The sequence below is a fragment of the Enterobacter sp. BNK-14 genome (assembly GCF_047456095.1).
Classification (GTDB): domain Bacteria; phylum Pseudomonadota; class Gammaproteobacteria; order Enterobacterales; family Enterobacteriaceae; genus Enterobacter; species Enterobacter kobei.
The window spans coordinates 1,916,892-1,940,198 of record NZ_CP179897.1; the positions used below are offsets into that span (position 1 = coordinate 1,916,892).

Here is a 23,307-nt window from a genome sequence, read left to right on the forward strand (position 1 = left end):
CGCCCATACCGGCGAATTAATGAGGTCTACACTATGCAACATCAGGATGCACTCCAACGTAAACTGCCGGAGCGGATCTTCCATGCTGTCTGTTTCGAAGGGATTGCCACGGCGATCCTCGCCCCTACGGCCGCGTGGCTCATGCAGCGCTCCGTAGTGGAAATGGGGGGATTGACCGTTATTCTGGCCACTACCGCCATGCTCTGGAACATTATTTATAACTTCGGTTTCGACCGTTTCTGGCCAGTCCAGCGGGTAACACGCACGGCAAAAGTGCGTGCGCTGCACGCCCTGGGGTTCGAATGTGGGTTTATTGTGATTGGTGTGTCGATTGTCGCTGCCGTGCTGGGCGTCACCTTGCTTCAGGCATTCACACTGGAAATAGGTTTCTTCCTGTTCTTCCTGCCCTACACCATGTTCTATAACTGGGCATACGATAACCTGCGTGAGAAATTCCTTAAGCGTCGCCAGCAACGACGCGCCCTGGCAGGCTAAATGCTCTCTGGCCGGACGCCTGTTCCGGCCAAACGCCAACGAAGCAACTGCGCTCTACGAGCATAATTATGGTAAATTGCACGCCATTCTGATGGTTTGATAGTTGAAACGTTGCTCTAATGTCGAAAATTTGGTCAAAAGATGAGACTCTCTGGAGTTTCGCTCTCTATGGCACGGCCGTGGGCGCAGGAACGCTGTTCTTGCCCATTCAGCTGGGCTCTGCAGGCGCTATTGTTCTGTTTATTACCGCCCTTGTGGCCTACCCGTTAACCTACTGGCCGCATCGCGCGCTGGCGCAATTTATTCTCTCTTCAAAAACAAAAGGCAATGAAGGGATTACCGGCGCCGTCTCGCACTATTACGGCAAGAAGATTGGCAATCTGATCACCACACTCTATTTCATCGCCTTCTTTGTGGTGGTGCAGATTTACGCGGTGGCCATCACCAACTCGTTAACCGAGCAACTGGCAAAACACCTGACGGTGGATACCGCCGTGCGCGTGCTGGTCAGTTTAGGTGTGGTGCTGGTGCTGAATCTGATCTTCCTGATGGGACGGCATATCACGATAAAGGTGATGGGCTTCCTGGTATTCCCGCTGATTGCCTATTTCCTCTTTGTCTCGATCTACCTGACCGGGAGCTGGCAACCCTCGCTACTTACCAGCCAGATGGCCGTTGATCGCCATACGCTGCATCAGGTATGGATTTCCATTCCGGTGATGGTGTTTGCCTTCAGCCATACCCCGATTATCTCGACATTTGCCGTGGATCGTCGCGAGAAGTTTGCTGACGCCGCCATGGATAAATGCAAGAAGATCATGAAGGTGGCGTACCTGATTATCTGCCTGAGCGTGCTGTTCTTTGTCTTCAGCTGCCTGCTCTCGATTCCGCCGTCCTACATTGTGGCCGCCAAAGAGCAAGGGGTAACCATCCTGTCAGCACTGTCGATGATGCCCTCTTCTCCCGCATGGCTCGGCATTTCCGGGATAATCGTGGCGATTGTTGCGATGTCGAAATCGTTCCTCGGCACCTATTTTGGGGTCATTGAAGGGGCGACGGAGATCGTGAAGTCGTCGCTCAATCAGGTGGGTGTGAAAAAGAGCCGCGCCTTTAACCGCGCGATTTCCATTATGGGTGTGTCGTTAATTACCTTCGCGGTCTGCTGCATCAACCCGAACGCGATTTCGATGATTTACGCCATCAGCGGCCCGCTTATCGCCATGATTTTGTTTATCATGCCGACGCTGTCGACGTACCTGATCCCTTCGCTGAAGCCTTACCGCTCCCCTGGCAGCCTGCTGACGCTGATCGTCGGCGTGCTGTGCGTGTCGGTGATGTTTGTTGGCTAATGTTCCTGCCATACATTGTGCCGGGTAGCGCTGCGCTTACCCGGCCTACATTCCTACAGAGAATCACGCCCGGATATCGTCATATTCCCGCGTATTATCAAACTCATGTTTCGCAAACGGACACAGCGGAATAATTTTACGGTTCTCACCGCGCATCTTCTCGACCACTTTCGCCACCAGCTGTTTGCCAACGCCCTGCCCTTTCAGGCTCGGATCGACATCAGTATGCTCAATAATGCTCAGGTGCTCGCCGGTCGGCACGAAGACAATCTCCGCCACCTGATTTCCGTCTGCATCATTCACGTAAAACTTGTTATGGCCTTCCAGAATATCCATGGTTCCTCGCTTATTTTTGGCGATACTTCAGCGCACCGCTCGGGCAGGTATCAATTACGCGTACAACCGTTTCGACGTCCACTTCATCAGGAATAATCCACGGTTTACGTTTCAGATTAAACAGCTTTGCGCTCCCACGCACGCAGTTACCTGAGTGTTTGCAGATCCCGGTGTTGAAGTACACGTCAATTTTCTCGCCGGTATAGGCCCGGTAACCCGCATCCAGTAGTTCTTTATCCATGACATTGCCTCTGTAATTATTCTCGTGCTGAATGAAGCATAGCCTTACGGGATCCCGATGGCTATCACGCTGAAAACGAAAAGCCAGCTCACAACTCTTTTCTTACCGGATTGCGTCCACTATTTGCACATGTCAGGCTCCATAAATATCCCCTTTTCCAAGGCTAGCGCGGGTTGAATGAAACGCAGACTCTCTTTTCAGGTAAAGCTGTTTTTAGCGCTGGTGTGCTTCTCCTGCCTGCTGTTGGTGCTGCTGGGTACGATCCTGTTTCATTTTATTGACCGGCAGCTCCATCACGATCTCGGCCAGCGCGCCCGGGTTCAGGCCAGTGAGATTGCGCTGATGCCGGGTCTGGCGGAAAAGGTGGCGGCCAGAGATATCCCCGGCATCGCCCGGTTAATTCAGCCGCTGCGTGCCGAAAGTGACGCCAGCTATATTGTGATTGGCGATACCCACGAGCAGCATCTTTATCATTCAGAATCCCCGGAGCGCATTAATTTACCGATGATCGGCGGCGATAATGCCGAAGTACTCAAGGGCAAAACCATTATTTCCGTGCGTCAGGGCGGGATTGGGGTTTCGCTGCGCAGCAAAGCGCCCATCTTCAATGCACAGCATCAGGTGATTGGCATTGTCTCGGTCGGCTATTTGACTTCGTATATTGCCAACATTAACGCCCGCATTCTCTGGCAGGCCGGTTTATACGGGATTGCCCTTCTGCTGCTGCTGTTTATTTTCTCCTGGCTGTTTACCCGCAACCTTAAAAAACAGATGTTCAGACTTGAGCCGAAAGATATTGCCCAGCTGGTTTTGCAGCAAAGGGCGCTGTTAGAAGCCATGTATGAAGGGGTATTTGCCGTCAATGAAGAGAAGCAGCTGATTTTAATTAACCGCGCGGCACGAGAAATGCTGGATATTCATCGGAGTGAAAAAGATCTTATCGGCAAGCCGCTGGACGAGGTTCTGCAAACCTCGCCGGGGTTTTTAACACAGCGCTACGCCTCGGTGAGCAGCGGCCGCCACGACCAGATTGCGGTACTTAACCAGCGCGAGGTCATCGTCAATCGCGTGGCGATTGAGGTCGAGCCCGGCGTTGAAAGCGGCTGGGTATACAGCTTTCGCGACAAAAACGACATTAATACCCTCAGCAGCCAGCTCAGCCAGATCAAACGCTATGCCGACAACCTGCGCATTATGCGCCACGAACAGCTGAACTGGACCGCGACGCTGGTGGGGTTGTTGCAGATGAAACACTATGACGAAGCGATCCGCTATATCCAGGTGCAGTCGGAAGGAGCACAGCGCGTGCTGGACTTCGTGTCGGCCCATTTTGCCTCTCCGGCCTTATGCGGGCTACTGCTCGGGAAATATGTCAGCGCACGGGAAAAAGGGGTTGAGCTACAGTTTGATCCCGCATGCCAGCTCACCCGCATGCCGTCCCGCCTCAGTGAAACGGAGCTGATGTCCATTATTGGTAATTTGCTGGATAACGCCGTGGATGCGACCCTCACCGCACCGGTCCCCGCGCCGGTAGAACTCTATATTTCCGATCGCAACCAGGAGCTGCTGATTGAGGTGGCCGACCGGGGCTGCGGGGTGGATGATGCGCTGAAGCCGCATATCTTTCGACAGGGATTCAGCAGCAAGCCGGACAGTGAAAACGACATTGTGGGTACCGAGCACGGTATCGGCCTGTTTCTGGTGGCAGGCTATATCAACAAAGCGGGCGGCAGCATTGAGATTGCCGACAATACGCCGCAGGGCACGATTTTCTCTGTATTTATTCCGAATGGGCTAAAGCATGACCCAAGCACTTGATGTTGTGATCGTTGAGGATGAGCCGCACCTGGCGGAGCTGCATCGCGAGTATATTGAGCAGAACTTTCATCTGCACGTGGTGGGCATCGCCGCGTCGATTGAGCAGGCATGCAGCCTGATTCGCCAGCATCAGCCGCGGCTTATTCTGCTGGATAACTATCTTCCGGACGGCAAAGGCGTGGAGTTAATCGACACTCCCCTGCTGAAAAGCTATGAGTGCTCGGTGATCTTCATCACCGCCGCCAGCGATATGCAGACCTGCAGCCATGCCATGCGCAGCGGCGCGTTTGATTACCTGATTAAACCGGTCTTTTTCCAGCGCCTGCACGCCTCGCTGGAGCGTTTTATGCGCTTCATCCACACCGTGCAGCAGGTAAAAGTCGTTGATCAGCATGCGCTGGATCGCCTGTTTAACCTGCCTGCTGCTGAATCCCCGCACACGCCGTCGACGAAGGGCATTGAGCCTCAGACCCTGGAGCGGATCAAACGGCTGTTTGCCGATCGTCCCGACAGCGCAATGTCGGTGGAGGAGGTCGTGGAAAACGTCGGGGTCAGCAAAACCACGGGGCGTCGCTATCTTGAATACTGCGTGGAGAGTGGGTTAATCAGCGTCGAAATGCTGTACGGCAATATCGGTCATCCCAGAAGGCTATACCGTAAAGCCCCCGATAAAACGTAATCCGCGAACATTAGCCAGCAAACGTTCGCGGATTCTATGGTGTTAATTGCTGAAACGACGGTGACAATCACACTTCGGAATCATCGCCCGCTTCCCCCTATTGTGGGTGGAGGCCGATAGGCTATGTTGACAATTAGTTCCTCAAATGTAACTAAAAGGTTAACTATAATGTCGAACACATTCCGAATTTCTCTGATTACCGCTACCGTCCTGTTCTCCGCTTCTGCGCTGTCTGCCCTGCCGCAGGGCTATCCGGCTGAGTATCAAAAGGTTGTCGATGCCGCCACGAAAGAGGGCAAAGTTGTCATCTACTCCACCACCGACACCAAAGCCGCCGGGCCGCTGATCGAAGGCTTCGAAAAAACGTATCCAGGCATCAAAGTTGAATATAACGACATGAACAGCACGGAACTGTACAACCGTTTTATCAGCGAACAGGCCTCCGGTGGCGGGAGCGGTGATGTGGTCTGGAGCTCGTCCATGGACACCGGACTGAAGCTCGCCGCTGACTACGCTATGGAGTACAAATCGCCGGAGCAGAGCCAGCTGCCGAAATGGGCGGTCTGGAAAGATAAGGCGTACGGCACCACCTATGAGCCGGTGGTCTTTATCTACAACAAACGCCTGATCCCGGCCGGTGACGTGCCGGATTCACACGCCGCGCTGGCGAAGCTGATTGCCAGCCAGACGGATAAATTCAAGAGTAAAGTCACCACCTATGACATTGAGAAATCGGGTCTTGGTTTTATGCTCTCAGTGCAGGATCACAAGGCCGATCCAAATTACTTTAAAACCCTGGCCGACGTTGCCAAAGGTGGCTTAGCGGTGCAGTCGTCTACCGGCACCATGATGGAGAGGGTCTCCTCCGGTGAAAACCTGATCGGCTTCAATATCCTTGGTTCTTACGCTGAAGCGCGTGCGAAGAACGACCCGTCGCTCGGCATAGCCTATCCAAAAGATTACACCCTGGTGCTGTCGCGCGTGTCGTTCATCAGCCAGCAGGCGCAAAACAGCAATGCGGCAAAACTGTGGCTGGACTATGTGCTGTCTGAAAAAGGCCAAAGCATCCTGGCAAATCAGGCGGACATTCCATCCATTCGTAACGATATCGAAGGCAAAAACGATATCGACGGCCTGACCAAAATCCTCGGCAATGCGCTGAAGCCGATCCCGGTTGATGAATCGCTGCTGGAGTATCTGCAGCCGAAGAAACGCCTGGAGTACATCAAAGAGTGGCGTGCAGCCGCCGCCAAATAAGCGTCCTGGCGCGGCGGCGTGCGCCGTCGCGCGTCTGTTCATCTGACTGAGTTCATTTTTCCGGGCTGCAACACCAGGGATACCCCATGAATACATTACGCAGAAAGTGGCAAAGCCTGCCGCGCGGTATTGTCGTGTTGATAACCGCCCTGGTTATCTATACGCCACTGTCGTTTATCGTGATACAGAGCTTCCTGTCCGCCCCGTTCTTTTCCCCGGCAAAAGAGTGGAGCCTTGAATCATTTGGTTTTATCTTCACCGACCCTGATTTCTACAAGGCCCTGAGAAGCGGCTTTCTTCTCGCGTTCGGGCTGGTCATCATTGCCATTCCGCTGGGTGGCGTGCTGGCGTTTCTGATGGTGCGTACCGATCTGCCAGGCCGACGCCTGATCGAACCGCTGATCCTGGTCCCGATTTTCGTTTCACCGATGGTGCTGGGTTTTGGCTATGTGGTGGCTGCCGGTCCGGTGGGCTTCCTGTCCCTGTGGGCACAGGCGCTGATCGGCTTTGTGCCGTGGAACATCTATGACATGTCGAGCATCGTGGTCATTGCCGGCCTGACGCATGTTCCGCATGCCTATCTCTATATTTCCTCCGCGCTGCGTAGCGTAGGCTCCGATGTGGAAGAAGCCGCGCGCACCGCGGGCGCCTCTCCACTGCAGGTGATGACCTCCGTCAGCCTGCCGATGGTGCGGCCATCCATCCTGTACGCCATCGTGCTGCTGTTCTTCCTCGGGCTGGAAGTGTTTGGTCTGATGCTGGTACTTGGCGATCCGGAAGGCAACATGGTGCTGGCGACCTATCTGTACCAGCTGACGAACAAGCTAGGAACGCCTTCCTATCATCTGATGGCGGCGGTCGCCGTGGTGCTGATTTGCATCACTATCCCGCTGGTCATGCTCCAGCGTCGCCTGATGCGCACCGCCAACCGCTTTGTTACCATGAAAGGGAAAGCCTCTCAGGCTCGCGCGTTACCACTGGGTAAATGGCGCTGGGTGGCCGGGGCGGTGGTCGCCTTCTGGCTGACTGTCACCATCGGCGTTCCCCTGCTCGGCGTAGTGCTGCGCGCGTTCATCTCCAACTGGGGGGTGGGCGTTTCGCTGTGGGATGAGCTTTCGCTGAGTACCTTCCGCACCATCTGGGCGCAGCCTAACCTGCTGCGCGCCATCGTCAACTCGATGTCGATTGGCGTGATTGGCGGCGCACTGGCCGTCGCGTGCTACCTGTTTGTTGGTATTGCCATGCACCGTAAACCGGACAACACCACGCGGTTCCTGGATTACAGCGTGCTGGTGCCGCGCGCCGTGCCGGGATTGCTGGCGGGTCTGGCCTTTTTGTGGGTGTTTCTCTTCCTGCCGATGTGGCTGGATAACGCCCTGAAATCCGGCTGGCTTTCCGGATTCGTCTGGACCGACTGGATGCGCGAAAACGTCATCGTCTGGCTGCGCTCGCTGCGCAGCACCATTTTCAGCGTCTGGCTGGCTTATACCGTGGTGTGGATGGCTTACGGACTGAGGCTCATCTCTTCCACGCTGTTGCAGGTGGGGCCGGAGCTTGAAGAGGCGGCACGCAGCACCGGCGCGACGCGCGGGCAGATCACCCGCCATGTCACCATTCCGCTCTCCCGCTACGGGCTTATCGGCTCATGGCTGCTGATGTTCCTGATCTTTGAGCGCGAATATTCAACCGGTGTGTACCTGCTCTCCCCCGGCACGGAAACCATCGGCTCGATGCTGGTTTCCCTGTGGGCCGCGGGTGCAATTGATATCGTGGCGGCGCTCTCTTTCATTAATATCCTGCTGGTCGTGGTAGGTCTGGGCATTGCCCTTCGTTTCGGAGTGAAATTACATGATTGAATTAGCGGTTGACGATCTGCACTTAACCTACGGCGACAATCCTGTTTTAAAAGGGGTCTCCATGAACCTGAAACGCGGCGAAGTGGTCTCCCTGCTGGGCCCTTCCGGCAGCGGCAAAACCACCCTGCTGCGCGCCGTCGCGGGTCTGGAAAAACCGACCCAGGGGTCGATTGTCATTGGCCAAAATAAAGTTTATGACGGTACGCCGCGCAGCGAGGTTCCGGCGGAGGAGCGTAACCTGGGGCTGGTGTTCCAGTCCTACGCCTTGTGGCCGCACAAAACCGTATTTGAAAACGTGGCCTATCCGCTCAAGTTGCGTAAAGTCCCGGCTAAAGAGATCCAGCAGCGCGTACAGGATGTACTGGACCAGCTGGGTCTCGGCCATCTTGGTAAACGTCATCCGCACCAGCTCTCCGGCGGGCAGCAGCAGCGCGTGGCGATTGGCCGGGCGCTGGTCTATAACCCGCCGGTGATTTTGCTGGACGAGCCGCTGTCCAACCTCGACGCCAAACTGCGCGAAGAGGCCCGCGTATTTCTGCGCGAGCTGATCATTAAGCTCGGGTTATCTGCGCTGATGGTAACGCACGACCAGAACGAAGCGATGTCGATTTCCGACCGCATCCTGCTGCTCAACAACGGTAAAATCGAGCAACAGGGTACACCGCAGGAGATGTACGGTTCGCCGAAAACGCTTTTTACGGCCGAGTTTATGGGCAGTAATAACCGCCTGCATGGCAAAATCACCGAAGTACGCGACGGCAAAGCACGCATTGAAGGAAAAGACTGGGTGCTCTGGGGCCAGGCGGGTGAAGGGGTACAGAGCGGTAATGAGGCTACGGCGGTGATCCGCGTCGAGCGCGTGGCGGTGGTCGAGGGGCCGGGGGAAAATCAGCTTGCGCTGCCGCTCCTCACCAGCATGTATCTTGGCGACCGCTGGGAGTACCTGTTCCGCACGGCGGGGGATGATTATGTGATCCGCGCTTACGGGAATGAGCTTCGCGACCCGCAGCATTGTCATCTATCGCTGCCAGAGAAGCATGTCTGGATATTCCCGAAAAACTAGAGAAATCGGCCTGCCATTCAGTGGCTAAACGGGATGGCAGGCCGACACTCAAAGCGCGAATGCGCTCCGCCATACTTATTTCAATCGTTTACCTGTTTCATCAACGACCTTCTCGCCGTCTTCCTTCGCGAAAGCCGCTTTCTGCGCATCCGGAAGAATATCCAGAACCACTTCTGAAGGACGGCACAGTTTGGTTCCCAGCGGTGTCACGACAATAGGCCGGTTAATCAGGATCGGATGCTGCAGCATAAAGTCGATTAACCGATCGTCAGTAAACTTATCTTCCGCCAGCCCCAGTTCTTCATAAGGCTCGACATTTTTACGCAGCAGCGCACGTACCGTGATCCCCATATCTGCAATAAGTTTGACCAGTTCATCGCGAGACGGCGGATTCTCCAGGTAATGAATGACGGTCGGTTCATTTCCGCTGTTGCGGATCATCTCCAGCGTATTACGCGACGTACCGCAGGCCGGGTTGTGATAAATAGTGATGTTGCTCATAACAGTATCTCATTACAAAGTGAAAGAGAGACGTAGCGCCAGCGCGGCCAGCGTTACAAACAGCACAGGCAGAGTCATAACGATCCCGGTGCGGAAATAATATCCCCAGGTAATCGTCATGTTCTTCTGTGAAAGGACATGCAGCCAGAGCAGCGTTGCCAGGCTCCCAATAGGGGTGATTTTTGGCCCCAGGTCGCAGCCAATCACGTTGGCGTAGATCATCGCCTCTTTGATAACACCGGTTGCGGTGCTGCCATCAATAGAGAGCGCACCAACCAGCACGGTCGGCATGTTATTCATGATGGAAGACAGGAAAGCCGTCAGGAAGCCGGTACCCAGCGTCGCGGCCCAGAGTCCTTTATCCGCCAGCACGTTCAGCACACCTGAAAGGTATTCGGTAAGCCCGGCGTTGCGCAGGCCGTAGACCACCAGGTACATCCCCAGCGAGAAGATGACGATCTGCCAGGGTGCGCCATGCAGCACTTTGCCCGTGTTAATGGCATGGCCGCGTTTCGCCACAGCAAACAGGATGACGGCCCCCACCGCCGCAATCGCGCTCACCGGAATACCGAGCGGCTCAAGGACGAAAAAACCTACCAGCAACAGAATTAAAACGACCCAGCCGGTACGAAACGTCGCCGGATCTTTAATCGCTTTTGCCGGTGTCTTAAGAAGAGACAGCTCGTAAGTCGGCGGGATATCTTTGCGAAAGAACAGATGCAGCATCACAAGCGTGGTGACAATGGCTGCAATATCGACCGGAACCATCACCGACGCGTATTCGGTGAACCCCAGACCGAAGAAGTCTGCCGAAACAATATTCACCAGGTTTGACACAATAAGCGGCAGACTGGCGGTATCGGCAATAAACCCGGCGGCCATCACGAATGCCAGCGTGGTGCCTTTGCTGAACCCTAATGCCAGCAGCATGGCAATCACGATCGGTGTCAGAATAAGAGCAGCACCGTCGTTGGCAAACAGTGCCGCTACCGCTGCGCCGAGCAGAACGATATAGGTAAAGAGCAAACGGCCCCGACCATTCCCCCAACGCGATACATGCAGCGCTGCCCATTCGAAAAAGCCGGATTCATCAAGCAGCAGGCTGATAATAATGACGGCAATAAACGTTGCCGTCGCGTTCCAGACGATATTCCACACCACCGGAATATCGCCTAAATGCACAACGCCTGAAATCAAAGCCAGGGCTGCGCCCAGCGTCGCGCTCCAGCCGATCCCCAACCCCTTCGGCTGCCAGATAACCAAAACAAGGGTCAGGACAAAAATAGCGCCTGCCAGTAACATAAAACCTCCTGACAGAGCGGCTCTGCCGCCCTGTATTAACCAAAAAATTAACGCATCAACGCTCTGAGCTTTTCGATACCGGCAGGCTCTGACGCCAGTAGCGGAACAAGCGCTATACGGTCAGCATGCTGATGCTTAACCGCCTCAATCTGCGGCAATTCCTGCCGGGCGCGCTGGCAAAGCAATGGAGAATGCGTATCCGCAATAGAAAGGCTGTTATTGATAATCCAGCCCCACGGATGAATCCCCGCGCGTTCAAGATCGGCCTGCAAATTCGCTGCCTCCAGCACAGGAGTGGTTTCCGGAAGCGTAACCAGCAGCACTTTGGTTCGCTCCGGGTCCTGAAGCTGCATCATCGGGGTAGTAAAATGGCCTTTGTCGCCCATTTTTTTGGCAATTTCGCGGTGATAAGCCCCGGTTGCATCCAGCAGCAACAGCGTATGCCCCGTGGGAGCCGTATCCATCACCACAAACCGCTTACCTGCTTCGCGGATCACGCGGGAAAATGCCTGGAAGACGGCGATCTCTTCAGTACAGGGGGAACGTAAATCTTCTTCCAGTAGCCGTTTCCCTGCTTCGTCCAGATCTTTTCCCTTCGTCTCAAGGACATGCCGGCGATAGCGTTCGGTTTCCTCGTGTGGGTTGATCCGGCTGACCTGCAGGTTATTCAGGCTGCCATTTAGCGTTGTGCTGAGATGTGCGGCGGGATCGGAGGTGGTGAGATGGACATCAAACCCCATGTCTGCCAGCCTGACGGCGACGGCAGCCGCCATCGTGGTTTTACCCACGCCACCTTTGCCCATCAGCATAATCAGGCCGTGTTCGTTACGGGCGATATCCTCGACCAGGCCAGAGAGCGATGCGTTTTCAGGCGTATCCAGGGCGTTCGTTGCCGGGAGCGGTAATGCCTCAGAACGGCTTTCCAGCAGGCCCTTTAATGCCGACACGCCAACCATGTTGACGGGTTGCAGTAATAAGGTATCTGTCGGCAGCCCGGATAAACCGGCAGGAAGATTTGCCAGGGCCTCTTGCTCCCGTTGCCATATCGCAGCAGCCAGTGCGTCATGTTCCGCTTCGGCTGCCGGCAAAACGCCATTAATCACCAGATACTGGTTTTTCAGGCCGATCGCCGCCAGTTCTTCATGGGTGCGGGCGACTTCCTGCAAAGTGGATTTCTGCAGTCGTGCAACCAGAACCAGACGGGTACGCGCAGGATCGGATAACGCCTCTACCGCGTGTGCGTACTGCTCACGCTGTTTTTCCAGCCCGGCCATTGGGCCGAGACAGGAAGCACCGTCCGGGTTACTTTCAATGAAGCTACTCCAGGCGCCGGGAAGCTGGAGCAGGCGAATAGTGTGGCCCGTCGGCGCTGTATCAAAAATGATGTGATCGAAGCGGGTCAGCAGGGAAGCGTCTGTCAATAAACCGGTGAACTCATCGAACGCCGCAATCTCAGTCGTACAGGCGCCGGAAAGCTGCTCGCTGATGCTGTTAACGACGTCATCAGGCAAAAGCCCCTTAACAGGATCAACGATTCTGGCGCGATACTGCTGTGCAGCTTCCTGTGGGTCAATCTCCAGAGCGGAAAGCCCGGGAACGGCATTAACAGAGTGGATCGTGTTACCGATAGTTTGATCAAAGACCTGGCCGACATTGGAAGCGGGATCGGTACTCACCAGCAATACCCGCTTACCCCGTCCCGCCAGGCGGATAGCCGTCGCGCAGGAAATGGAGGTTTTGCCCACTCCGCCCTTTCCGGTAAAAAACAGGTAAGGCGGGATATTCTGTAAGAATTTCATATGTCCTCCCGACATACTTAGCAACAGGAAGTCTTCCCACCACAGCAGCCGGTGGGCGCCAGGCCCACTTTTTCCAGCGGGATCCCAAACCAGCGAGCCAGCTCAGCGCGTTTTGGATATCGCCCGGCCATTACCGTTTCACCGTCCAGCAACAGTAGCGGAAGCCCTTCTGCTCCCGAGGCTTCAAGGAAGGCTTTCGCTTTTTCGTTCTGAACGAAGCTCATGGGCTGCTGCGCCAGGTTGTAACGTTCCACCTGTACGCCGCGTCCTTTCAACCACTGCACATCCGCAGAAAAATCAACCAGAACCTGATCGACATCTGAACCACATACGCCGGTACTGCAGCACAATGCCGGGTCAAACACCGTTAACGTTTTCATTCTGAACACCTCACATTTGAAAAATCATATATGTTCAGGCAAATTTTTTTTAGAGACAAATAGCCTTACCGCTACCAGAGCAATTTGCCGTTGCCAGCTTACGGGCGATGGCCTGTACGTCGTCCTGCTGGCTTAACCAGGCTTGCTCAATCACCTGAGCAGCCCATGACGGAATATGCGGGGAAAGACGATAGTGAACCCACTTGCCCTGCTTACGATCCTGCAATAGCCCACTTTCCCGTAGCATTGCCAGATGACGGGAGATCTTGGGCTGCGACTGATCCAGCGCTGTGCAGAGATCGCATACGCACAACTCTCCCATCTCTCTGAGCAGCAGTACGATGCCCAGACGGGTTTCATCGGAGAGGTATTTGAAGAGTTGTAAGGATGTTAGTGACATCAAACCTCCTGAGTATTTACCAACAGGATACTCGGCATGAACGAAAACTCAATACACATTCGGAAAAACACATATGTTTTTAATGATGGGTTTGAATCGCGACGGATGCTTTATGCCTTATAAGAAGAATGAGACTATTAGCACTACTAATACCCGATTAAAATTAGTGACTTGCCCCATCCGATCTCACCAGTAATAATACCGCCCAGAAACGTTACCAGGATAATAATCACTCACCAAAACAAAATGAAAATCTTTTTAGAAATAGTGGCGCTGTCAGTGCTATGGCTCGTCATCGGCTGGATCTTCTGTCGTGCATGGATGCGAGGCTGCAACGGGGAAGATAAATGATCAGATTGTCGCTTGAGGAAGTATTAGAAGGACTTGAACGTCATAGCTTTATCTTTGAAGACGAACAACAGCATTCTCTGATCGTATTTATACTGACCTGCATTTACGCCCAGGCGTCACAGGGTACAGGAGGCCAGCCAGATCACTGGAATGGCTAATTACCGCACCAGGGAGTACAGTCCTTTATTTTCCGGGATAAGAAATATCAGCAGTGACTAAATGCGTCTCTGATTTATCAGTTTGGATGTGATACGCAAAATTATACCGCTCCCCAGATGTAAACTTATTACTGATCCCATAAACCAGCAAAAAAAAATAATCAGCTAAAACAGAAGCTTGTTGTTCAAGGTAAAGGGAAGAGGTTACAAGGCTTTTAAAGGAGTGGAGCGGGCGAAGGGAATCGAACCCTCGTATAGAGCTTGGGAAGCTCTCGTTCTACCATTGAACTACGCCCGCTTTGAGGTGCGTAAGGCATTATAGACCTTACGCCTCTTCATACAAGCCTCTTCACCACTAAGTGGCGATAAAATAATCACTTAGCACTTCGGTTTGCTGCCGGGTGCCGGAAGATAACGCTGCGGATCGATGGCCGTCGCCTTATAACGAATCTGGAAGTGCAGCTTCACCGAATCCGTTCCCGTGCTGCCCATGGTGGCAATCTTCTGCCCTGCTTTGACGTTTTGCCCGTTATTGACCAGCATCGTGTCGTTGTGCGCATAGGCCGTGATGTAGTCTTCGCCATGCTTAATCATGATCAGGTTACCGTAGCCGCGTAGCTGGTTACCGACATAAACCACCTTACCTGCGCCTGAGGCATAAACCGGCGTACCGCGTGCAGCGGCGATATCAATGCCTTTGTTACCCCCTTCAGACAGGGAGTACGGCAGCACCACTTTACCGCTGGCTGGCCAAATCCAGCAGCGTTGACCGACCGGTGGCCAGGAGGACTGCGGCACCGCATAGGATGGCGTCACTTTGGCGGTTTTGCCTTTCGCAGAAGATTTTTTACCCGAGGTCGAACTGCCGCTAACCTTCAGCTTCTGCCCCACTTCGATGGTATACGGTGGAGAGATGTTATTCAGACGCGCCAGATCCTTCACGCTGGTCCCCGTCGCACGCGAAATCCGATACAGCGTGTCACCGCGCTTAACGGTGTAGACCGAACCGGAATAGCTGCCCATATCCGAAGATTTACTCCCCGAACAGCCGGCCAGTAATAATGTCAGCGTCAGGCAAAAAATGGCGATGATGGGGTTTCTCGTCAGGCTTCCTGCAAACAAAACAGATCCTCGGTCAGCGTGAATGGCGCCCTATGATACCAGCCCTGGCAGAAATGGGTCAGCCCTTTTCCGCTCTGTGGGTCAAACCGTTCGTATAAGAATGCCGTATAATACTGCTCTGCTGATGGTGCAGAACCATCCGCATCGTTGGCACTGGAGCACGAATGAGTATTCAAGAACACGTTATTTTGGTAAACGACCAGGGAATGGTGATTGGCACTCAGGAAAAGTACGCCGCACACACCACCCAAACCCCTCTGCATCTGGCCTTCTCCTCCTGGCTGTTTAACGCCGAAGGGGAGTGTCTGGTCACCCGACGCGCGCTAAGCAAAAAAGCCTGGCCGGGTGTCTGGACGAATTCCGTCTGCGGGCACCCTCAAACCGGTGAAAAGACGGAAGAGGCGATTATCCGCCGCTGCCGCTATGAGGTTGGCGCTGAAATCACGGCGATTACCCCCGTGGCCGCCGAGTTTCGCTACCGCGAAACCGATCCTTCCGGGATTGTGGAAAATGAGATTTGCCCGGTATTCGCGGCACGCATTACCAGCGAACTGCGTATTAATCACGAAGAAGTGATGGAATTTGAATGGGTTAAGCTGGAATCGTTGTTCCACGCCCTAAACGCCGCGCCCTGGGGTTTCAGCCCGTGGATGGTGCTGGAAGCAACGGTCGCACGAGACGCTTTGAGAGCGTTTGCCGCGCAATAAAAAAGCCCCTTTCGGGGCTTTTTTTACATCTTAACGCCTTATTTCACCGGACGCATCGCCGGGAACAGGATCACGTCACGGATGGTGTGGCTGTTGGTGAACAGCATGACCATACGGTCGATACCAATACCCAGACCCGCCGTTGGTGGCAGGCCGTGCTCCAGCGCGGTCACGTAGTCTTCGTCGAAGAACATCGCTTCGTCATCGCCCGCTGCTTTCGCATCAACCTGATCCTGGAAGCGCTGCGCCTGATCTTCCGCATCGTTCAGCTCGCTAAAGCCGTTGCCGATTTCACGGCCGCCGATGAAGAATTCGAAACGGTCAGTGATTTCCGGGTTCTCGTCATTACGACGCGCCAGCGGAGACACTTCAGCAGGGTATTCGGTGATGAAGGTCGGCTGAATCAGGTGCGCTTCGGCCACTTCTTCGAAGATCTCGGTCACGATACGGCCCAGACCCCAACTCTTCTCTACCTTGATACTGATGCTTTCCGCGATCGCTTTCGCAGAGTCGAAGTTATCCAGATCCGCCATGTTGGTTTCAGGACGGTATTTCTTGATCGCTTCGCGCATGGTCAGTTTTTCGAACGGCTTGCCGAAGTCGAACACTTCTTCACCGTAAGGGACCTGGGTGGTGCCCAGAATGTCCTGCGCCAGGGTACGGAACAGGGATTCGGTCAGCTCGATCAGATCTTTGTAATCTGCATACGCCATATAGAGTTCCATCATGGTGAACTCTGGGTTATGACGAACGGAGATACCTTCGTTACGGAAGTTACGGTTGATCTCGAATACGCGATCAAAGCCACCTACCACCAGACGCTTCAGGTACAGTTCCGGCGCGATACGCAGGTACATGTCCAGGTCCAGGGCGTTATGATGGGTGATGAATGGACGGGCAGACGCACCGCCTGGGATCACCTGCATCATCGGGGTTTCCACTTCCATAAAGTCGCGGTTCACCATGAACTGGCGAATACCGGCCATGATCTGGGAGCGAATTTTGAAGGTCTTGCGGGATTCATCGTTAGAGATGAGATCCAGATAACGCTGACGATAGCGCGCTTCCTGATCCTGCAGGCCGTGGAATTTGTCCGGCAGCGGACGCAGCGCTTTGGTCAGCAGACGCAGCTCGGTACAGTGGATAGACAGTTCACCGGTTTTGGTTTTGAACAGTTTACCTTTCGCGCCAAGGATATCGCCCAGATCCCACTTCTTGAACTGCTCGTTGTAGATGCCTTCCGGCAGATCGTCACGGGAAACATACAGCTGAATACGGCCACCCACGTCCTGCAAAGTCACGAAGGAGGCTTTACCCATAATACGACGGGTCATCATACGGCCAGCAACGGCCACTTCGATGTTCAGCGCTTCCAGCTCTTCGTTCTCTTTACCGTCGAAGTCAGCGTGCAGTTGGTCTGAGGTGTGGTCACGACGAAAATCGTTCGGGAACGGCACGCCCTGCTCACGCAGCGCTGCCAGCTTCTCGCGGCGGGTTTTCAGTTCGTTGTTAAGATCGACTACCGCGTCAGCGCCCTGTGCTTGTTGTTCAGACATGTTGGTTCCTCATAACCCTGCTTTCAAACTTGCTTCGATAAATTGGTCCAGGCTGCCGTCCAGCACCGCCTGCGTGTTACGGGTTTCAACCCCGGTACGCAGGTCTTTGATGCGGGAGTCATCAAGGACGTAAGAACGGATCTGGCTGCCCCAACCGATGTCGGACTTGTTATCTTCCATCGCCTGTTTCTCAGCATTTTTCTTCTGCATCTCCAGCTCATAAAGCTTCGCTTTCATCTGCTTCATGGCCTGGTCTTTGTTCTTATGCTGGGAACGGTCGTTCTGGCATTGTGTTACCAGCCCGGTTGGAATGTGGGTAATACGCACCGCCGATTCCGTACGGTTAACGTGCTGACCACCCGCACCGGAGGCGCGATAAACGTCAATACGCAGGTCCGCCGGGTTAATTTCGATATCAATATCTTCGTCAACTTCCGGGTAAACAAACGCCGAGCTGAAGGAGGTATGGCGACGGCCACCGGAGTCGAACGGGCTCTTACGCACCAGACGGTGAACGCCGGTCTCGGTACGCAGCCAGCCGTAGGCGTAGTCGCCAATGATCTTGATGGTGACGGATTTAATACCGGCCACTTCACCTTCAGACTCTTCGATGATTTCTGTTTTGAAGCCGCGCGCTTCTGCCCAACGCAGGTACATACGCGTCAGCATGCTGGCCCAGTCCTGCGCTTCGGTACCGCCAGAACCTGCCTGAATATCGAGGTAACAGTCAGCGCTGTCGTATTCGCCGGAGAACATACGACGGAATTCCAGCTGCGCCAGCTTCTCTTCCAGCACGTCGAGTTCTGCCACGGCTTCGTTAAAGGTTTCTTCGTCGTCGGCTTCGACGGCTAGCTCGAGCAAACCGGAAACATCTTCCAGCCCCTGAGCCATTTGATCCAGCGTATCTACGATAGCTTCGAGAGAGGAACGCTCTTTACCCAACGCCTGTGCGCGTTCAGGTTCGTTCCAGACGTCCGGCTGTTCCAGCTCGGCGTTTACTTCTTCAAGACGCTCTTTCTTGGCATCGTAGTCAAAGATACCCCCTAAGAACGTCAGAGCGCTCCGTGAGGTCCTGAATACGGTTTTTTACCGGATTAATTTCAAACATGGTCTGTTTTCTTTTATGGACTTGTCAAAATGCGGTGATAAGAGCGGGATTGTACCGAATCCACGCCCTTTTTTATAGAGATTACTGCCGCTAAATTGGCCAGATATTGTCGATGATGATCTGAAGGGTGCGGTTTCCGCGAAACTCGTTGATATCCAGTTTGTATGCCAGTTCGACCTCGCGCACGCCGTTGTCCGGCCAGATGGCCGTATCGACGTTGAAGGCGATGCCGTCCAGTAGCGGTCCGCCGCCAACGGGCTCAACCATGACTTTCAGATGACGCTCGCCGACGATACGTTGCTGAAGCAGGCGGAAACGGCCGTCGAACAGCGGTTCAGGGAACATCTGTCCCCACGGACCGGCATCGCGCAGCATCTGCGCCACGTCCATTGTCATCTCATGCGGTGAGAGCTCGCCGTCGGACACCACTTCTCCCTGCAACAAGGCAGGGTCTATCCAGTCGGTGACCAGTTCACCAAATAGCCGCTGAAATTCGTCAAATTTCGCCTCTTCCAGCGACAGACCCGCCGCCATCGCATGGCCGCCAAATTTGATCATCAGGCCCGGGTACAGCGTATCCAGACGCTCCAGTGCATCACGCATGTGAAGACCCTGAATCGAACGGCCAGAGCCTTTCAGCGTGCCGTCACCAGCCGGGGCAAACGCGATCACCGGGCGGTGGAAGCGCTCTTTAATGCGCGAGGCCAGAATGCCAACCACACCCTGATGCCACTCAGGATGATACATCGCCAGCCCGCCCGGCAGCGTTTCACCGCTGCGTTCGAGTTTTTCGCAAAGGGTCAGCGCTTCGGCCTGCATTCCCTGCTCTATCTCTTTACGGGTCTGGTTCAACGCGTCGAGCTCATTGGCCAGGACGCGCGCTTCGCCGATGTTATCGCACAGCAGCAGCGCCACACCGACGGACATATCGTCCAGCCTTCCGGCAGCGTTCAGACGCGGCCCGAGGGCAAAACCCAAATCACTTGCCGCCAGCTTGAGCGGATCGCGGTTGGCAATTTCCAGCAGCGCCTTAATCCCCGGACGGCACTTGCCCGCGCGAATGCGGCTTAAGCCCTGCCAGGTCAAAATACGGTTATTGGTATCGAGCGGCACGACATCCGCGACGGTACCCAGCGCCACCAGGTCGAGATATTCGGCCAGGTTTGGTATGGCGATACCGCGTGATTCGAACCAGCCCTTATCACGAAGCAGGGTCCGCAGCGCCAGCATCAGATAAAACGCTACCCCCACACCGGCGAGAGATTTTGACGGGAAATCGCAGTCGCGCAGGTTGGGATTGATGATCGCTTCAGCGTCCGGCAATGTTTCACCCGGCAAGTGGTGATCGGTGACCAACACCGGGATCCCCAGCGCGTGCGCATGATCGACACCTGCATGGGAAGAGATCCCGTTATCAACGGTCATGATCATCTGTGCCCCGCGGGCGTGAGCCTGATCGACCACTTCCGGGCTGAGGCCGTAACCGTCTTCAAAGCGGTTCGGCACAAGGTAAGTGACGTTATCGCAGCCCAGCGCGCGCAGACTCAATACGCTCAAGGCCGTACTGGTTGCGCCATCTGCATCGAAATCCCCTACCACCACAATACGCGTTCCCTCACGGAGCGCGTTGTAGAGCATTTCGATGGCTTTTTCGATGCCGTTGAGCTGCTGCCAGGGCAGCATCCCTTTGACGCTGCGTTCAAGATCCTCAGCACTGCGCACGCCGCGGCTGGCGTAGAGACGCTTCAGCAGGGGTGGGAGATCGTCTGGCAAATCAACCGGTTCAACCGCCTCGCGGCGGCGCAATTTTATCGGGGCTTTCACGCGGATTATTTACCACCAAACTGTTTCTGGTGCGCGTCGAGGAACTCTTTCATCTCTTTTGGTCCCTGGTAACCCGGCACAACATAGCCATTGCTCAGGACAATCGCTGGCGTACCGCTTACGCCGAACTGCACGCCCAGCGCGTAGTGGTTAGCAATATCGATATCGCAGGACGCAGGCTTAACCTCTTTACCGCTCATCGCATCGTCAAACGCTTTGTTGCGATCTTTCGCACACCAAATCGCTTTCATGTCTTGCTCTGGCTGGCTCTGCACGCCTGCACGCGGGAAGGCCAGGTAACGCACGGTAATGCCCAGCGCGTTATAGTCTTTCATCTGCTCATGGAGCTTGTGGCAGTAGCCACAGGTGATGTCGGTGAAGACGGTAATCACATGTTTTTCCTGCGCCGCTTTATAGACGATCATCTCTTTTTCGAGCGCATTCAGGTTTTTCATCAGCAGCTGGTTGGTGACATTGACCGGCTGCGCGCCGCTCACGTCATACATTGGCCCCTGAATAATATGTTTGCCGTCTTCGGTGACATACAGCACGCCGCTGTTAGTCAGTACCGTTTTCATCCCGGCAACCGGTGCAGACTGGATGTCGCTGCTGGTAACGCCCAGTTTAGCCAGTGACTGTTTAATAGCGGCGTCATCCGCATGGGCGAACCCGGTAAAAGAGGCTGCCAGCAGGGTGAACAGCGCGAAAGACTTTTTCATAGTTGATCCCGTTACAATTTGTCGGCACTCACGCACGAGGGTGGTGCTGTTGGTGTAGCTGCCGCAGGCGTTCCGTCGCGACATGGGTGTAAATTTGCGTCGTAGAAAGATCGCTGTGTCCCAGTAGCATCTGCACCACGCGTAAATCTGCGCCGTGGTTTAACAGATGCGTCGCGAAAGCGTGACGCAATACGTGCGGCGAAAGCTTTTCACTGTCGATACCCGCCAGTGTGGCGTAATGCTTGATGCGATGCCAGAACGTTTGTCGTGTCATCTGCTGTGCGCGCTGGCTCGGAAACAGGACGTCGATAGACACGCCATTGAGCAACCATGGACGGCCATGCTCAAGATACGTTTCCAGCCAGTAAACCGCTTCTTCTCCCAGCGGCACCAGCCTTTCCTTATTTCCTTTACCGATGACGCGCACCACGCCCTGACGCAGGCTGATGTCGCTCATCGTCAGGCCAACCAGTTCAGAGACACGCAAACCGGTAGCATACAATAGCTCAAGCATGGCTTTATCGCGTAACTCCAGCGGCAGGTCAACAGCAGGTGACTGTAATAATCTCTCAACTTGTGCTTCGCTGAGATCTTTCGGCAGCCGCTGCGGAAGTTTTGGGGACGCCAGCAGCGCACTCGGATCGTCTTCCCGAATCTTCTCACGGTAGAGATGCTGGAACAGCCGACGCATCGCGCTGAGCAAGCGTGCAGAACTGGTGGCCTTATAGCCCCCTTCAACCCGTTCCGCGAGCAGCGCCTGAAGGTCGTCGCTTTGCGCACTCGCCAACGATAATTCGCGACGCGCCAGCCACTCCACCAGCATGGTGAGATCGCGCCGATAGGCACTGAGCGTGTTCTCGGCCAGATTTTTTTCCAGCCACAGCGCATCGAGAAACTGTTCAACGAGTGCGAGATCCTTTTCCACATCGGCCCCTTTGATTCTGCAGTCAGGCCATTATGCCTGATTGCGACCGGTTTCTGGTACACTACGCACAAAGTCAAAGCATGAATTGAGATAGTTACGCGATGAATATTGGTCTTTTCTATGGTTCCAGCACCTGCTACACCGAAATGGCGGCAGAGAAAATTCGCGACATCATTGGCCCCGAACTGGTGACGTTGCATAACCTGAAAGATGACGCGGTCGCGCTGATGGAACAGTACGATGTACTGATCCTCGGCATCCCAACCTGGGATTTTGGTGAGATACAGGAAGACTGGGAAGCCATCTGGGATCAGCTCGATTCAGTCAATCTCGACGGCAAAATCATTGCGATGTACGGCATGGGCGATCAGTTGGGCTACGGCGAATGGTTTCTTGATGCACTTGGCATGCTGCATGACAAACTGGTACCGAAAGGGGCGACGTTTATCGGCTACTGGCCAACCCAAGGATACGAGTTCACCAGTCAAAAACCGATCATTGCCGACGGCCAGCTGTTTGTCGGACTCGCGCTGGATGAAACCAATCAGTACGATCTCAGCGACGAGCGCCTGCAGGCCTGGTGCGAACAGATACTTGGCGAAATGGCAGAAAAATTTAGCTAAGTGGGTTACTCCTGCGTCGGCTGTTGCAACAACATCCGGCGCAGATCTCGCCATTCTGAAGCATCCATACTGTCAGCCGCCAGCCACAGGTGCTGGCAACGCCCGCCGTCCACATTGCGCAACCGTAACATCATGCCGGAGTTGAGCATCCATGGCATACCCAGAATATCCCACTCTTTTCCCTGCCAGCGCAGGCGGGAATCCATCAGTAACTTGATCTCACCCTGACGAGCATTAATGCGACGCTGGCTGCGTACGCTGTCAAAAACGACAAACGAAAGTAACAGCAGCCACAGCGGCGTATAGCTCAGGGGCCATGGCATGAGTAACACGATGGCCGCAACCAGGCCGTGGAGCATTAACGACATCCACTGCGAGCGCCACGAGACGCGAAGATCAGATTGCCACAGGACCACGTTCCCGATTCCGTGTTTGAATTAATTGCACCATCCGTTGCAACTCGGTGTCGGCGGGTTTGCCGTGGTTCATCAGCCAGTTGAATAAATCCGGATCGTCAGACTCAAGCAGGCGAACAAACAGCCGCTTATCATCATCGCTTAAGCTGTCATACTCATATTCGAAGAAAGGCATGATGGAAATATCAAGTTCACGCATGCCGCGACGGCACGCCCAGTGAATACGGGCCTTGTTGTTAATATCCATGTTCAGTTTCCTGCATTACGTTTGGCACAGTCGGGCCCCCGTTCAGTGTTCTTTATTTCTCTACGGGGACACCAG

Annotated in this window: 24 protein-coding genes and 1 tRNA gene; 9 read left to right on the plus strand and 16 right to left on the minus strand. The window is 54.6% G+C overall.

Going from position 1 to position 23,307, the window contains the following annotated elements; all coding sequences use genetic code 11:
- The first annotated feature begins 33 nt into the window (after positions 1 to 33).
- Both ACMGGM_RS09115 and ACMGGM_RS09120 read left to right on the plus strand, forming a co-directional pair.
- The gene (locus ACMGGM_RS09115) at positions 34 to 495 is read left to right on the plus strand and encodes a multidrug/biocide efflux PACE transporter (RefSeq protein ID WP_032635641.1); all 462 of its coding nucleotides are present in this window, start codon (positions 34 to 36) and stop codon (positions 493 to 495) included.
- Positions 496 to 614: 119 nt separating this feature from the next.
- Complete coding sequence (locus ACMGGM_RS09120; protein WP_032635639.1) at positions 615 to 1,844, plus strand: amino acid permease; 1,230 nt, start codon at positions 615 to 617, stop codon at positions 1,842 to 1,844.
- A gap of 63 nt (positions 1,845 to 1,907) precedes the next feature.
- On the opposite strand, the gene ACMGGM_RS09125 is transcribed toward ACMGGM_RS09120, so the two are convergent.
- Both ACMGGM_RS09125 and yjdI read right to left on the minus strand, forming a co-directional pair.
- Positions 1,908 to 2,180 (minus strand): GNAT family N-acetyltransferase, encoded by a 273-nt coding sequence (locus ACMGGM_RS09125; protein ID WP_014071634.1) that lies wholly within the window; start codon positions 2,178 to 2,180, stop codon positions 1,908 to 1,910.
- Positions 2,181 to 2,190: 10 nt separating this feature from the next.
- Positions 2,191 to 2,421, minus strand: coding sequence for a 4Fe-4S mono-cluster protein YjdI (gene yjdI, locus ACMGGM_RS09130; protein ID WP_008499689.1), 231 nt, complete (start codon positions 2,419 to 2,421; stop codon positions 2,191 to 2,193).
- A gap of 177 nt (positions 2,422 to 2,598) precedes the next feature.
- Between yjdI and ACMGGM_RS09135 the strand changes: the two genes are divergently transcribed.
- The 5 genes from ACMGGM_RS09135 (at position 2,599) to ACMGGM_RS09155 (ending at position 9,094) form a co-directional block, all read left to right on the plus strand.
- Positions 2,599 to 4,239 (plus strand): sensor histidine kinase, encoded by a 1,641-nt coding sequence (locus tag ACMGGM_RS09135; protein ID WP_014885103.1) that lies wholly within the window; start codon positions 2,599 to 2,601, stop codon positions 4,237 to 4,239.
- Positions 4,223 to 4,918: a response regulator gene (locus ACMGGM_RS09140; RefSeq protein WP_014885104.1), complete on the plus strand. Its 696-nt coding sequence runs from the start codon at positions 4,223 to 4,225 to the stop codon at positions 4,916 to 4,918. Before ACMGGM_RS09135 ends, ACMGGM_RS09140 begins: the two co-directional genes overlap by 17 nt.
- A gap of 168 nt (positions 4,919 to 5,086) precedes the next feature.
- Positions 5,087 to 6,175: an ABC transporter substrate-binding protein gene (locus ACMGGM_RS09145; RefSeq protein ID WP_045134116.1), complete on the plus strand. Its 1,089-nt coding sequence runs from the start codon at positions 5,087 to 5,089 to the stop codon at positions 6,173 to 6,175.
- Between the two features lie 86 nt (positions 6,176 to 6,261).
- The gene (locus ACMGGM_RS09150; RefSeq protein WP_023331232.1) at positions 6,262 to 8,031 is read left to right on the plus strand and encodes an ABC transporter permease; all 1,770 of its coding nucleotides are present in this window, start codon (positions 6,262 to 6,264) and stop codon (positions 8,029 to 8,031) included.
- Positions 8,024 to 9,094 carry an ABC transporter ATP-binding protein gene (locus ACMGGM_RS09155; RefSeq protein WP_045134115.1) on the plus strand — a complete coding sequence of 357 codons (1,071 nt, stop codon included), beginning with the start codon at positions 8,024 to 8,026 and terminating at the stop codon, positions 9,092 to 9,094. The genes ACMGGM_RS09150 and ACMGGM_RS09155 overlap by 8 nt, the downstream gene beginning before the upstream one ends.
- 75 nt (positions 9,095 to 9,169) lie before the next feature.
- Here ACMGGM_RS09155 and arsC read toward each other — a convergent pair whose 3' ends face one another.
- The 7 genes from arsC to actS form a co-directional block, all read right to left on the minus strand.
- Complete coding sequence (gene arsC / locus ACMGGM_RS09160; protein ID WP_014885108.1) at positions 9,170 to 9,595, minus strand: glutaredoxin-dependent arsenate reductase; 426 nt, start codon at positions 9,593 to 9,595, stop codon at positions 9,170 to 9,172.
- A 12-nt stretch (positions 9,596 to 9,607) separates the two neighbouring features.
- Complete coding sequence (gene arsB / locus ACMGGM_RS09165; protein WP_045134114.1) at positions 9,608 to 10,897, minus strand: arsenite efflux transporter membrane subunit ArsB; 1,290 nt, start codon at positions 10,895 to 10,897, stop codon at positions 9,608 to 9,610.
- A 47-nt stretch (positions 10,898 to 10,944) separates the two neighbouring features.
- Positions 10,945 to 12,696 carry an arsenite efflux transporter ATPase subunit ArsA gene (gene arsA / locus ACMGGM_RS09170; RefSeq protein WP_045134113.1) on the minus strand — a complete coding sequence of 584 codons (1,752 nt, stop codon included), beginning with the start codon at positions 12,694 to 12,696 and terminating at the stop codon, positions 10,945 to 10,947.
- A gap of 17 nt (positions 12,697 to 12,713) precedes the next feature.
- Entirely contained in the window at positions 12,714 to 13,076 is a 363-nt protein-coding gene (gene arsD, locus ACMGGM_RS09175) for an arsenite efflux transporter metallochaperone ArsD (RefSeq protein ID WP_014885111.1), read from the minus strand.
- A gap of 49 nt (positions 13,077 to 13,125) precedes the next feature.
- Positions 13,126 to 13,476 (minus strand): As(III)-sensing metalloregulatory transcriptional repressor ArsR, encoded by a 351-nt coding sequence (gene arsR, locus ACMGGM_RS09180; RefSeq protein ID WP_014885112.1) that lies wholly within the window; start codon positions 13,474 to 13,476, stop codon positions 13,126 to 13,128.
- Positions 13,477 to 14,209: 733 nt separating this feature from the next.
- A tRNA-Gly gene (locus ACMGGM_RS09185) sits at positions 14,210 to 14,283 on the minus strand.
- 80 nt (positions 14,284 to 14,363) lie between these two features.
- Positions 14,364 to 15,107, minus strand: a complete 744-nt coding sequence (gene actS, locus ACMGGM_RS09190) for an amidase activator ActS (RefSeq protein WP_041163068.1) — start codon at positions 15,105 to 15,107, stop codon at positions 14,364 to 14,366.
- A gap of 164 nt (positions 15,108 to 15,271) precedes the next feature.
- On the opposite strand from actS, the gene idi reads away from it, so the two are divergent.
- Positions 15,272 to 15,814 (plus strand): isopentenyl-diphosphate Delta-isomerase, encoded by a 543-nt coding sequence (gene idi, locus ACMGGM_RS09195; RefSeq protein ID WP_014885129.1) that lies wholly within the window; start codon positions 15,272 to 15,274, stop codon positions 15,812 to 15,814.
- A gap of 38 nt (positions 15,815 to 15,852) precedes the next feature.
- Here idi and lysS read toward each other — a convergent pair whose 3' ends face one another.
- The 5 genes from lysS to xerD all read right to left on the minus strand — a co-directional run bounded on the left by lysS (position 15,853) and on the right by xerD (position 21,946).
- Entirely contained in the window at positions 15,853 to 17,370 is a 1,518-nt protein-coding gene (gene lysS / locus ACMGGM_RS09200; RefSeq protein WP_063943608.1) for a lysine--tRNA ligase, read from the minus strand.
- Positions 17,371 to 17,379: 9 nt separating this feature from the next.
- Positions 17,380 to 18,478, minus strand: a protein-coding gene (gene prfB / locus ACMGGM_RS09205) for a peptide chain release factor 2 (protein WP_096059326.1) whose coding sequence is annotated in 2 segments (ribosomal slippage) — positions 17,380 to 18,402 and positions 18,404 to 18,478 — 1,098 coding nt in all. Because the reading frame shifts where the segments join, the coding sequence is not laid out codon by codon here.
- A gap of 90 nt (positions 18,479 to 18,568) precedes the next feature.
- A complete protein-coding gene (gene recJ, locus ACMGGM_RS09210) occupies positions 18,569 to 20,302 on the minus strand; it encodes a single-stranded-DNA-specific exonuclease RecJ (RefSeq protein WP_032635612.1) in 1,734 nt (577 codons plus the stop codon).
- A gap of 5 nt (positions 20,303 to 20,307) precedes the next feature.
- The gene (gene dsbC, locus ACMGGM_RS09215) at positions 20,308 to 21,021 is read right to left on the minus strand and encodes a bifunctional protein-disulfide isomerase/oxidoreductase DsbC (RefSeq protein ID WP_014885133.1); all 714 of its coding nucleotides are present in this window, start codon (positions 21,019 to 21,021) and stop codon (positions 20,308 to 20,310) included.
- A gap of 28 nt (positions 21,022 to 21,049) precedes the next feature.
- Positions 21,050 to 21,946 (minus strand): site-specific tyrosine recombinase XerD, encoded by an 897-nt coding sequence (gene xerD, locus ACMGGM_RS09220; protein WP_014885134.1) that lies wholly within the window; start codon positions 21,944 to 21,946, stop codon positions 21,050 to 21,052.
- Between the two features lie 101 nt (positions 21,947 to 22,047).
- Between xerD and fldB the strand changes: the two genes are divergently transcribed.
- Complete coding sequence (gene fldB / locus ACMGGM_RS09225) at positions 22,048 to 22,569, plus strand: flavodoxin FldB (protein ID WP_047344477.1); 522 nt, start codon at positions 22,048 to 22,050, stop codon at positions 22,567 to 22,569.
- 5 nt (positions 22,570 to 22,574) lie between these two features.
- Here fldB and ACMGGM_RS09230 read toward each other — a convergent pair whose 3' ends face one another.
- Complete coding sequence (locus tag ACMGGM_RS09230; RefSeq protein ID WP_014885136.1) at positions 22,575 to 22,985, minus strand: protein YgfX; 411 nt, start codon at positions 22,983 to 22,985, stop codon at positions 22,575 to 22,577.
- Positions 22,966 to 23,232 carry an FAD assembly factor SdhE gene (gene sdhE, locus ACMGGM_RS09235; RefSeq protein ID WP_010435322.1) on the minus strand — a complete coding sequence of 89 codons (267 nt, stop codon included), beginning with the start codon at positions 23,230 to 23,232 and terminating at the stop codon, positions 22,966 to 22,968. The genes ACMGGM_RS09230 and sdhE overlap by 20 nt, the downstream gene beginning before the upstream one ends.
- Between the last annotated feature and the right edge of the window lie 75 nt (positions 23,233 to 23,307).

Coding starts and splice junctions, on each gene's coding strand:
- ACMGGM_RS09145 (WP_045134116.1), top strand. CDS start 5,087: ATGTCGAACACATTCCGAATTTCTCTGATTACCGCTACCGTCCTGTTC.
- ACMGGM_RS09120 (WP_032635639.1), top strand. CDS start 615: ATGTCGAAAATTTGGTCAAAAGATGAGACTCTCTGGAGTTTCGCTCTC.
- ACMGGM_RS09150 (WP_023331232.1), top strand. CDS start 6,262: ATGAATACATTACGCAGAAAGTGGCAAAGCCTGCCGCGCGGTATTGTC.
- arsB (WP_045134114.1), bottom strand. CDS start 10,897: ATGTTACTGGCAGGCGCTATTTTTGTCCTGACCCTTGTTTTGGTTATC.
- ACMGGM_RS09135 (WP_014885103.1), top strand. CDS start 2,599: ATGAAACGCAGACTCTCTTTTCAGGTAAAGCTGTTTTTAGCGCTGGTG.
- arsA (WP_045134113.1), bottom strand. CDS start 12,696: ATGAAATTCTTACAGAATATCCCGCCTTACCTGTTTTTTACCGGAAAG.
- arsR (WP_014885112.1), bottom strand. CDS start 13,476: ATGTCACTAACATCCTTACAACTCTTCAAATACCTCTCCGATGAAACC.
- ACMGGM_RS09125 (WP_014071634.1), bottom strand. CDS start 2,180: ATGGATATTCTGGAAGGCCATAACAAGTTTTACGTGAATGATGCAGAC.
- idi (WP_014885129.1), top strand. CDS start 15,272: ATGAGTATTCAAGAACACGTTATTTTGGTAAACGACCAGGGAATGGTG.
- lysS (WP_063943608.1), bottom strand. CDS start 17,370: ATGTCTGAACAACAAGCACAGGGCGCTGACGCGGTAGTCGATCTTAAC.
- sdhE (WP_010435322.1), bottom strand. CDS start 23,232: ATGGATATTAACAACAAGGCCCGTATTCACTGGGCGTGCCGTCGCGGC.
- ACMGGM_RS09155 (WP_045134115.1), top strand. CDS start 8,024: ATGATTGAATTAGCGGTTGACGATCTGCACTTAACCTACGGCGACAAT.
- ACMGGM_RS09115 (WP_032635641.1), top strand. CDS start 34: ATGCAACATCAGGATGCACTCCAACGTAAACTGCCGGAGCGGATCTTC.
- dsbC (WP_014885133.1), bottom strand. CDS start 21,021: ATGAAAAAGTCTTTCGCGCTGTTCACCCTGCTGGCAGCCTCTTTTACC.
- arsC (WP_014885108.1), bottom strand. CDS start 9,595: ATGAGCAACATCACTATTTATCACAACCCGGCCTGCGGTACGTCGCGT.
- fldB (WP_047344477.1), top strand. CDS start 22,048: ATGAATATTGGTCTTTTCTATGGTTCCAGCACCTGCTACACCGAAATG.
- arsD (WP_014885111.1), bottom strand. CDS start 13,076: ATGAAAACGTTAACGGTGTTTGACCCGGCATTGTGCTGCAGTACCGGC.
- ACMGGM_RS09140 (WP_014885104.1), top strand. CDS start 4,223: ATGACCCAAGCACTTGATGTTGTGATCGTTGAGGATGAGCCGCACCTG.
- yjdI (WP_008499689.1), bottom strand. CDS start 2,421: ATGGATAAAGAACTACTGGATGCGGGTTACCGGGCCTATACCGGCGAG.